The following is a 9,996-nucleotide window of genomic DNA, read 5'->3' as shown; positions in this document are numbered from 1 at the left end:
CGATCGAGACCTCGGGCAGGGCGGCCGCGCCGATCCGCACACGCTCGGCGCGGGCCTGGCGCAGGCGCGCCAGGGCGATGTCCAGGTGCTGGTTGTGCGCCAGGGTCTGGTCGACCAATTGGTCGAGCAGGGGATCCTGGAACGCGCGCCACCAGGTTCGCAGCCCCTCCTGATCGCTTCCGGGCACGACGGTATCGGCCTCGATCCAGTTCGCCGGCACCTCCGGCGTCGGCGCCCGATAATCCGGGCCCACTGGGGTGCAGCCGACGAGGGTTGCCAGCAGCGAGGTCAGCAGCAGGGCTTGCCGAAGACGTGACGGCGTGCGAGGGATCGATGCGTGCATGGCGTTGCCCTCACATCCACCGGTGCAGCAGCGAGATCAGCCGGCCACGCGGCAGCGAAGTGCCTTCCGAGGGCGTGACCTCGATGCTGCCGGTCATGCCGGCTGCCAGCACGACGTCCTGCGGGACATGCTCGAATTCGATGCGCACGGGAATGCGCTGCGCCAGCCGGACCCAGCTGAAGCTGGGCTCCACGCTCGGAAGGCCCTGCGCGTCGGCCTGCTGGTTGCTGTCGGTGATGCCCCGTCCGATGCTCGCCACACGCCCCGGCAACACCGGGTCGAAGCCCATCAGGCGGACCCGCGCTGTCGCGCCGGGCCTGATACCGCGCAGCTTGGTTTCCTCGAAGTACCCGGTGATCCAGAAGCTGCGGGCGTCGATCAGGGCGATGTTCGGCTGGCCCGCGACGGCGTAGTCGCCCTTGTTCAAGCGCAGGTGCGTGACATAGCCATCGGTCGGTGCGCGCAGCACGGTGTGCGCCAGGTCCAGCTTCGCCCTGTCCACGGCGACCTGCGCGCTGCGCAGTTCGGCCTGCGCGATAGCCATCGCCTGGTTCGCGCGCTGGATGTCCTCGGCGGGCACCAGGCTTTCCATGCCGCGGCGGCGCCGCGCTTCCTCGGTCTTCTGGCGCCAGGACACCTCGGCCGCCGCCCACTGCGCCTCGGCCTGGGCCAAGGCCAGCGCGAAGCTGGCGCCGTCGATGCGGTAGAGCACGTCGCCCTGTTTGACGTATTGATCGTCCGTGACCGGAACCTCGGCGACGGTGCCGGGCACCTCGGGGGCGATGCGCACGATCTGCGCGCTGACCCGGCCGTCGCGGGTCCAGGGTGCGACGACGTAGGCGCTCCACAGCGCGCTGATCAGGAATACGGCAGCGACGGCCACCGCGAGGGTAAACCCTGCCCGTAGCAGCAGCTTGGCGGAGAAAGAGCGTTCAGACATAAAGCACCAGAAGGGAAACGAGGCAGAGGGACATGGCGAACTCGAACAGGCCCGGATGCCAGACCCAGTGCAGCACCCCGCTGCGCGCGAGCACGAAGCGCAGGCCCAGGTGGATCGGCAGGGCCACGCAGGCGTAGACGAAGAAGGGCGGCAGGTAGATGCCGGCCAACGAGAACTCACTGAGCATGGGCGCGGCCTCCAGAGGTCGGTACGACGGCATCCGCATGGCGCTCCAGCAGCGCGGCGATGTCGAGCAACACGACCGTCACTCGGCGGACGTCATCCATCGCGGTGTTGGCGCGCACCGGCAAACGCGCCAGGGAGGTCGCGGCGCGGCGGGCATGGCCTGCGGCCCGAGCGGGATCAGCGGCGCGCTGGCGCATATGGCGCAGCGTGCGCGCCACCACGCGTGGCCATTCGGCATCCTGTTGCGCCTCGCGCAGCCAGCGTCGCAGGCGCAGGACTTCCCGACCCAGATGCAGGCTGTTCAACGCCTGGGCGATGGCGCGGTCCATCGCCTGCGGCTGCGTCCTGAGCAACGCCCCGAGTTGCGCGATGCGGTGCTGCTGGCGCCATTGCCAGGCTTGCGCATCGGCCGGCTCGTCGCGCAAGGTGCCCAGCGCTTCGTCGCGGATGCGCTGGCGCAGGCGCGTGACGTCGCGTATCGGATTGCGCGGCAGCACGATCCTGAAGCCCAACAGGGTGAAACAGGTCGCCAGAATCCAGGCCACGGCGCTATTGAGGAACAGCGCGAAGTCGTAGCGCATCGGGTTGTCCGGCGCCGCCAGCGACGTGAATGCGACCAGGTAGGCCACGCCGGCCAAGGCATGCCGCGGCATCGTCGTGGCATATACGCCGGGCAGCCAGAACAGGCACAGGACCACCAGCAGCAGCGGCAGACCGGAAAGCGGCGGCAACACGATGAAGGTGCACAGGAAGGCCATCGCCACGGCGGCCGCCGTGCCCTTGATGAATTCGACGGCGCCCAGCACGGGATTGGGCGCAGTGGACAACAGTGCACAGGCGGCTGCCAATCCGGCCAGCATCATGTTGCCGTCGGTCCAGCCCGTGGCGATCCAGAAGGCGCCGCCCATCAGTACGGTCAGCAAGGCGCGCACGCCATTCTCGAGGGCTGCTGCGGTGTCGCGGTGAAACGGCACGGAGACGCGCGCCGGCGTCGGCCTGGGCTGGTGAAAGCGTTCGATGCCCTCGAGGGCTTGCAGGTAATCGTCGAGCTGCTCGATCAGGCGATCGCCCGCGATCATCAGCGCGGCCTGCCCGTCGGCGTCGTCCGTCGAGGTCGCGGTGAGCGCGGCCACCAGCCGGGCGCGCAACTCGGCCAGCCGCAGGATGGCAAGCGCTCTTCCGGCCGGGCCGGGTCCCCGCTCCAGCACCTGCCCGACCTCCCGCCATGTCTCTTCCCAGTCCGGCTGCAACGCGCTCAGCGCAGCGAGGCCGGCGCCGTGTTCGCCCAGGGGCTGCGTGCCGCCCACCAGGGCGGAGAACAGCGACACCATCGTGTGTTGCACCGTACCGGCACGATGGGCGAGATCGGCGGATTCGGCCTTGCCCAGCGCCAGCAGATCGTCCACGCCATAAATCTCGGCGAGGAGGTTGCGCCGATCTGCGTCCAGGGGCTTTCCGCCGGGTACGGCGCTGCCTCGAATGGCCTGGTGATGCGTCGCCAACACGCCCGCGGTGGCGGACGCCAGGTGGTCGAGCAGCGTGGCCAGGCGGCCATGCACGCTGCGGCTGCTGAACATGGCCGAGACCCCCCCCCAGGCAGACCACGCCAATCAGCACGGACGCGCCGCGCCCCATCACCTGGTCGAAGGTGAGTTCCGGATGCTGCATGGCGCCGTAGGCCGCCAGGCCCACGGTGTAGCCCGCCAGCGTCGCACCGTAGGCCCGGAAATGACGCAGCAGCGTCATGCCCGCCACACAGATTCCCAGCCACAGGCCAAAGCCGAGCAGGAACAGCCAGGGCATCTGCCCGAAGGCGCTCATCAGCACGAAGGCCGCCAGCATGCCGACCAGCGTGCTCAGGACCCGCCACGTCCCCTTGCCGATCACGCCACCCTGAATGGGGTTGATGACGAGCAGCACGCTGGAGGCCGCCGCGTAGGGTGCGTGCAGTTTCAGTAGATAGGCCACCACCAGGGCCAGGCAGGCGGCCAGCAGCGAACGCATCACATAGGTTGCACGGGGTGTCGTCAGATCCAGATACGGCAGCCCGCGCGCCAGCCTTTCCCAACGCCGCGAGCGCGGTGGAACGTCGCCCGAATCCGCGTCAGGCACATTCGCCGAATGCATCATTCAACCCTTCCTGCGGTGACCGATGCGCATCACCGTAGGCAGGGCCAACGATTTCGAAAAGTGAATTTATTGCACTCACATGGGTGCGCTAAACGCACGCATAGGAGCAGGCCGTGCGCTATGGCTTGGCGCGCTTCGCCGTCTGCGCCTGGCTTTCGTTGCAGAGCGTATGAATGGTCTGTCGCAACCATTGATGGGCCGGGTCGCTCTCCAGGCGCGGGTGCCAGGCCTGCGTCAGCAGCACCGTTTCCAGCGGTGTCGGCAGCTCGAACAGGCGAATGTGCAGGCCAGCGGCCAGCGCGCTGCTGGCGAGATGCCGGGGCAGGGGCAGCAGCAGGTCCGAGTCCTGCAACGCGAACAGCGCGGTGTAAGGATTGGGCACCACCAGGGCGACATGCCGGCGTAGCCCCTGCGCTTCCAGTGCGGCATCGACCGGCCCGGCGGCCTTGCCGCGTCGCGACACGCTGATGTGTTCCCAGCGCGTGAGGCGTTCGGACGTGATCTCGTCGTCGAAAATCGGATGGTTGACGCGCGCGACGCCCACGAACGTCGTGGTGAACAGCGACTGCACGCGAATCTCCGGCCCGAGCGTGCGGGAAGCGCTGATGAACAGATCAATGCGGCCGCTGCGCAACGCCTCGTCGTCCACGTCGTCTTCCTCGGGCGAGAAGCGCAGCATCGCGCGCGGCATCTCCCGCGCCATCGCGTCGAGGAGATGGCCGAGATGGATGCTCACGAACTCATCGGTGGCGCGGACGTTGAAGCGCCGTTCCAGCGACTTCAGGTCGATCTCGGCGCCGGACGAGAACACCTGCGAGGCCTGTTCGACCGCCATCCGCACCTGCTCGCGCAGTGCCAGTGCCTTGGGCGTGGGCATCAGCTTGCGGCCGACCTGGACGAACACCGGGTCGCCCAGCGCCTCCCGGATGCGGCTCAAGGTACGGCTCATCGCCGGCGCGCTCAGATGCATGCGGCGCGCGGCGCCGATGACGCTGCCCTCGTCCAGCAGGGCGTCCAATGCCAGCAGGAGATTGAGATCGGGACGTGGCATGGGATGCCCTCTTGATATTTACCTGCATGCAATCCTAGGGCTTTCTGGATAACGGCTAAAGCATGCAGGAATATTGGAACTCAGCCTTCACGAGGCCGGCCACGGCTTTACGCCGTTCGAGGGCGGACCTGATGAGCACGTGATGACTCATGGGAAGCCGAGCCGCACGAGCGACGGGAAGGTTCCGGGAACGCGACGGTCTACGTCGGGCCCCCAGCAAATTGCGCTGCTGGAGAAACGAAAAAACCGGCCTCGGCCGGTTCTTTCGTTTCACTGACACTCAGTTCAACGCGTCGCTCAGTGCCTTGGCCGGCACGAACTTCACCACCTTCTTCGCGGCGATCTCGATGGCCTTGCCGGTCTGCGGGTTGCGCCCGGTGCGTGCCGGACGGTCGCCGACCTTCAGCTTGCCGATGCCCGGAAGGGTCAGTTCGCTGCCATTTTCCAGGGCGTCGCTGACGATTTCGCCGAGCTGCTCGAGAACGGCGCGGACGGTTGCCTTGGGCGCGTCGGTGGCTTCGGCGATATCGGTGATCAGTTGGTCTTTGGTCAGGGCCATTGTGCTGCTCCGTAGTGCGGTGCGTGAGTGCGCCGGCAGTCTAACCCGCCAGGCTGCACGCCAACTATCGCGGGATGGTCGCAGTCGCGTTGCGATTTCGCGGCGCGTGCGAAGCGCTGCTAGATTGAATTCATCCGTGATCGCCTGCGCCAGGCGCGCCGGACCGAAGCGATAGCTATCGCCAGCAATAATGAAGAAAGGAGCTGTTCATGCTGCAATCCTTCGCCGACCTCAACTTCCGCTGGAAGATCGCGCTGCCCATTCTTCTGCTCGCGGTCCTGCTGATCATCACCGGTGCGCTGGGCATGCAGACGATCCGCTCGGTGGCGTCGGCGAGCGAAGCCTTGAGCCGCCATCACCTGCCGGCGATCACCCTGCTGCTGAATGCCGACCGCGACCTTTATCAGGCCTTCGTCGCGGAGCGCAGCCTGCTGAGCGATGAAAACGGCCGGCAGGGCGATGCGTTGCGCAAGTCGCATGCGGAAAACCTGCAGCAGAGCTATGACCGCGTGCACAAGTACGCGGCCACGCAGCAGGAGCCGAAGGTCCAGGAGCTGGTCACTCGCTTCGAGCAGGGCTTCGCGCTGTGGAAGGCGACGTCGTTGCGGGTGGTGCAACTGGCGGCAAGCGATCCCGCGGCGGCGCGCGCTCTGAGCTTCGGCGACAGCGAGACCCAGTTCGGAAGCATGCGCGAGGCGATCGACGAACTCGGCAACCTTGAGGAGCAGGCGGCCAATCAACAGGGCGAGCACGCGGATGCCAACAGCCAAAGCGGCCTCTGGCAGCAGGGCCTGGTGGTCGGTCTGGCCCTGGCGCTCTGCCTGGTTCTGGTGCTGGCATTCCCCTCGCTGATTACCCGGCCGTTGCAGTTGCTGCTGCATCGCATCGAGCAGATCGCCGATGGCGACGGTGACCTGCGCCCGCGCCTGGAGGTGTCTTCCCGCGATGAGCTGGGCCGCCTGAGCGTGGCGTTCAACCGCTTCCTCGACAAGCTGCAGCCGCTGATTCGCGAAGTCGGCCGGGTGACCGGCGAGGTCGCCGATTCCGCCCGGCAGCTGTCCGGCATGGCGGCGGCGAACGATCAACTGATCGGCCGCGAGCATCTGGCGGTGGATCAGGTGAGCACCGCGGCCACGCAGATGAGCGCCGCGGTGAACGAGGTTGCCCGCAGTGCGCAGAACGCGGCCGAGGCCGCGCAGCGGGCGGACGAGCAGTCGCGCGAGGGCGCCGAGGTGGTCGGTTCCACCATCGGCTCGATCCGTGCGCTGGCGCGCGACGTGGAAAGCGCATCCGAGCGCATTCGCACCCTGGAGCACGAGGCGCAGCAGATCGGCGCGGTGCTGGCGGTGATCAAGGGCATCGCCGACCAGACCAACCTGCTGGCGCTGAACGCGGCCATCGAGGCGGCCAGGGCAGGGGAGCAGGGCCGCGGTTTCGCCGTGGTCGCCGACGAGGTCCGCGCGCTGGCCGGGCGCACGCAGAACTCGACCAACGACATCCAGCAGATGATCGAACGGCTGCAGCAGGGCGTGCACAACGCCGTGACCGCGATGCAGGCCGGCAGCCAGCAGGCGCGCGACAGCGTGGAGCGTGCCGCGGGCGTCGACCAGGCGATCGGGCGCACTGGCGAGTCGGTACAGCGGATAAACGACATGGCGGCGCAGATCGCCACCGCCTGCGAGGAGCAGAGCAGCGTGACCGAGGAAATCGCCCGCAACATCAGCGACATTCGCGACCTGTCGAACCAGGCGGCGCAGACGTCCGGGGAAAGCACGCGGGCCAGCGAGCACCTCTCGGCGCTCTCCGAAGGGCTTGCGCAACTGGTCGGCCGGTTCCGCGTGTGAGGCCGGTGATGCGTGCCAAGTGCTTGTGCGGGATAGTTTTTCTTTAACGGGCGCTGCCGGTTGTAAGTTGCCGGCGAGTCGGTACAATGGCGCGGCCCATCGCCAGGTGGGCGTCGTTATGGTGGCCCTGCCGGTCCCCCCGCAACGATCAGCCGTGAACCCGGTCAGGCCCGGAAGGGAGCAGCCGCAGCGGTGACATCGTGTGCCGGGGTGTGGCTGGTAGGGCTGCCTCCATAACGCTCTTCGCGACACCTTTCTCTTCCGTTCCCGATCCTGTTGCTTCGCGCGGCGTTGCGATTGCTGGCGTTCGTCCGCGCCTGGCCAATGGATACATTCGCTGGCGGCAAGCCGGATGCAATTTGCCCGGTGCTCCGCTAGCATTAGCCCTCCTTCCGCTACCCTGCTGCGACGGTTCGATGAGTTATCAGGTTCTTGCACGAAAATGGCGTCCGCGCTCGTTCCGCGAAATGGTCGGCCAGACCCATGTGCTCAAGGCCCTGATCAACGCGCTGGACAACCAGCGCCTGCACCACGCCTATTTGTTCACCGGCACGCGCGGCGTGGGCAAGACCACCATCGCGCGGATCATCGCCAAGTGCCTGAACTGCGAGACCGGCATCACCTCGACGCCCTGCGGCACCTGCTCGGTGTGCCGGGAGATCGACGAGGGGCGCTTCGTCGACCTGATCGAGATCGACGCCGCCAGCCGCACCAAGGTCGAGGACACCCGCGAACTGCTCGACAACGTGCAGTACGCGCCAAGCCGCGGGCGCTTCAAGGTCTACCTGATCGACGAAGTGCACATGCTCTCCAGCCACTCGTTCAACGCGCTGTTGAAGACCCTGGAAGAGCCGCCGCCTTACGTCAAATTCATCCTTGCCACCACCGATCCGCAGAAGCTGCCAGCGACCATCCTTTCGCGCTGCCTGCAGTTCTCGCTGAAGAACATGACGCCCGAGCGGGTGGTCGAGCATCTCACCCACGTGCTTTCCGCGGAAAACGTGCCGTTCGAGGCCGACGCGCTCTGGTTGCTCGGCCGCGCCGCCGATGGGTCGATGCGCGATGCGATGAGCCTCACCGACCAGGCCATCGCCTTCGGCGAGGGCAGGGTGCTGGCCGCCGACGTGCGCGCCATGCTCGGCACGCTGGACCACGGTCAGGTCTACGGTGTGCTGCATGCGCTCATCGAGGGCGATGCGCGGGCAATGCTCGAAGCGGTGCGTCACCTGGCCGAGCAGGGCCCGGACTGGAACGGCGTGCTCGCCGAGATGCTCAACGTGTTGCACCGCGTCGCCATTGCCCAGGCGCTGCCGGATGCGGTGGACAACGGCCAGGGCGACCGCGAGCGGGTGCTCGATCTGGCCCAGGCGCTGGCCGCCGAGGACGTGCAGTTCTACTACCAGATGGGCCTGATCGGCCGCCGCGACCTGCCGCTGGCGCCGGACCCGCGTGGTGGTTTCGAGATGGCCCTGCTGCGCATGCTGGCGTTCCGTCCGGCGGATGCCGACGGCGCGCCGAGTACGCCGCTAAAGAATCCGGGAATCAGCAGGGCCACCACTGATTCCACGACCAACCCGGTGGCCGGCGCCGCCATTGCCGCGCCGGTCGTGCAATCCGTGCCCGCCGCCGTTGCGCCAGCGCCAGTGGAGGTGCCGCCACCTGCGCCGGCCGAGCCTGCGCCGGTAGCAGTTGACGCCCCTCCGCCCGCGCCGGCTGCGCCTGCCGCCGCGGAAAAGATCAATCCTCCGTGGGAAGAATCCGAGCCGGTCGAAACCGCTGTCGCCGCGGAGCCGGTTGCGCCGCCGCCATCCGTCAGCGCCGAGGCCGTCGATGCGCCGGTCATCCAGTCGGCGGAAGTGAGCGAACCGGTCGATCATCCGGCCGCCAGCGAAGCCCAGGTGCTGGATGTCGAGACCGACGCGGATGACGATGACGACGAGCCGCCGCCGGCCGACGAGTACTACGAAGTCGATGGCGAAGCGTTCGATTACCTGGAGTCGCTCGGCGACGAAACGGCCGACGACAGCGCCACCGACACACAGAGCCTGGCCGACGTGCAGCCCGCCACCGGCCTGGCGGCAGAATGGCTCGAACTGTTCCCGCGCCTCGGCCTGAGCGGGCTGACCGGCAGCATCGGCGCCAACTGCAGCCTGGTGGCGGTGGAAGGCGACGTCTGGCGCGTGCATCTGGAGCCGACGCAGAGCGCGTTGTTCAACGCCAACCAGCAGCGCCGGCTGAACGATGCGCTGAACCAGTATTTGGGCCGCACCCTCAAACTCGAGGTCGAGGTCCGTAAGCCCGAGCAGGAAACCCCCGCGCAAATGGCCGCGCGCAAGCGCGCCGAGCGCCAGCACCTGGCAGAGGTCGCGATCCAGTCCGACCCGCTGGTGCAGCAGATGATCCAGCAATTCGCCGCGGTGATCCGCGACGGTACGATCGAACCCGTTGAAACCCTGAATACCGAGGTGACCCCATGATGAAGGGTGGCATGGCCGGCCTGATGAAGCAGGCCCAGCAGATGCAGGAAAAAATGCAGAAGATGCAGGAAGAGTTGGCCAATGCCGAGGTCACCGGGCAATCCGGCGCCGGGCTGGTCAGCGTGGTGATGACCGGTCGCCATGATGTCAAGCGCGTCAGCCTGGACGACAGCCTGATGCAGGAAGACAAGGACATCCTCGAAGACCTGATCGCCGCCGCGGTGAACGATGCGGTGCGCAAGATCGAGCAGAACAGCCAGGAGAAGATGTCGGGCATGACAGCCGGGATGCAGCTGCCCCCAGGCTTCAAGATGCCTTTCTAGTTCGTTCGTGCCGCCCATGGACGGCACCGGCCGGCGTTGCCGACGAACTCGGAATCCTCCTGTGCAACAGCACACTCCGGTTCCGCGTCCGTCGGCGCCTTGTCCGCTACCGCCCTTGGGCGCCCCGGTCCATTCGTTCGCCT

At 67.3% G+C, this 9,996-nt stretch carries 8 protein-coding genes, 1 other RNA gene and 3 pseudogenes; 5 read left to right on the top strand and 7 right to left on the bottom strand.

All coding sequences use genetic code 11. The annotated features are described in order from the left end of the window. The 7 genes and pseudogenes from B2X67_RS07605 to B2X67_RS07580 all read right to left on the bottom strand — a co-directional run. Positions 1-343, bottom strand: a pseudogene (locus B2X67_RS07605) (hypothetical protein); the annotation flags it as partial. Between the two features lie 10 nt (positions 344-353). Beyond that, positions 354-1,283 (bottom strand): HlyD family secretion protein, encoded by a 930-nt coding sequence (locus tag B2X67_RS07600; protein WP_286785108.1) that lies wholly within the window; start codon positions 1,281-1,283, stop codon positions 354-356. Next, the gene (locus B2X67_RS07595; RefSeq protein WP_286785107.1) at positions 1,276-1,470 is read right to left on the bottom strand and encodes a DUF1656 domain-containing protein; all 195 of its coding nucleotides are present in this window, start codon (positions 1,468-1,470) and stop codon (positions 1,276-1,278) included. The genes B2X67_RS07600 and B2X67_RS07595 overlap by 8 nt, the downstream gene beginning before the upstream one ends. Continuing rightward, positions 1,460-3,046, bottom strand: a complete 1,587-nt coding sequence (locus B2X67_RS07590) for an FUSC family protein (RefSeq protein ID WP_286785106.1) — start codon at positions 3,044-3,046, stop codon at positions 1,460-1,462. The genes B2X67_RS07595 and B2X67_RS07590 overlap by 11 nt, the downstream gene beginning before the upstream one ends. Positions 3,047-3,071: 25 nt before the next feature. Continuing rightward, a pseudogene (locus B2X67_RS20835) lies at positions 3,072-3,473 on the bottom strand (FUSC family protein); the annotation flags it as partial. A 244-nt stretch (positions 3,474-3,717) separates the two neighbouring features. After that, entirely contained in the window at positions 3,718-4,650 is a 933-nt protein-coding gene (locus B2X67_RS07585; RefSeq protein ID WP_273229243.1) for a LysR family transcriptional regulator, read from the bottom strand. Positions 4,651-4,930: 280 nt separating this feature from the next. Then, the gene (locus tag B2X67_RS07580; protein WP_090229412.1) at positions 4,931-5,209 is read right to left on the bottom strand and encodes an HU family DNA-binding protein; all 279 of its coding nucleotides are present in this window, start codon (positions 5,207-5,209) and stop codon (positions 4,931-4,933) included. Positions 5,210-5,418: 209 nt separating this feature from the next. Between B2X67_RS07580 and B2X67_RS20830 the strand changes: the two are divergent. From B2X67_RS20830 to B2X67_RS07560, 5 genes and pseudogenes are all read left to right on the top strand, one after another. Then, a pseudogene (locus B2X67_RS20830) lies at positions 5,419-6,195 on the top strand (MCP four helix bundle domain-containing protein); the annotation flags it as partial. Positions 6,196-6,273: 78 nt separating this feature from the next. Continuing rightward, positions 6,274-7,053 (top strand): methyl-accepting chemotaxis protein, encoded by a 780-nt coding sequence (locus tag B2X67_RS20825; protein WP_376747761.1) that lies wholly within the window; start codon positions 6,274-6,276, stop codon positions 7,051-7,053. 128 nt (positions 7,054-7,181) lie between these two features. After that, positions 7,182-7,278, top strand: an RNA gene (gene ffs, locus B2X67_RS07570) — signal recognition particle sRNA small type. Positions 7,279-7,469: 191 nt separating this feature from the next. Further along, entirely contained in the window at positions 7,470-9,530 is a 2,061-nt protein-coding gene (gene dnaX, locus B2X67_RS07565; RefSeq protein ID WP_286785104.1) for a DNA polymerase III subunit gamma/tau, read from the top strand. Beyond that, entirely contained in the window at positions 9,527-9,853 is a 327-nt protein-coding gene (locus B2X67_RS07560; protein WP_090229404.1) for a YbaB/EbfC family nucleoid-associated protein, read from the top strand. Before dnaX ends, B2X67_RS07560 begins: the two co-directional genes overlap by 4 nt. The last annotated feature ends 143 nt before the right edge of the window (positions 9,854-9,996 follow it).

Source organism: Pseudomonas sp. UBA3153 (genome assembly GCF_002364635.1).
In the GTDB taxonomy this organism is placed as follows: Bacteria; Pseudomonadota; Gammaproteobacteria; order Pseudomonadales; family Pseudomonadaceae; genus Pseudomonas_O; species Pseudomonas_O kuykendallii.
Note: the sequence above shows the minus strand (reverse complement) of the source record. Positions and strands in the feature narration are given on the sequence as shown.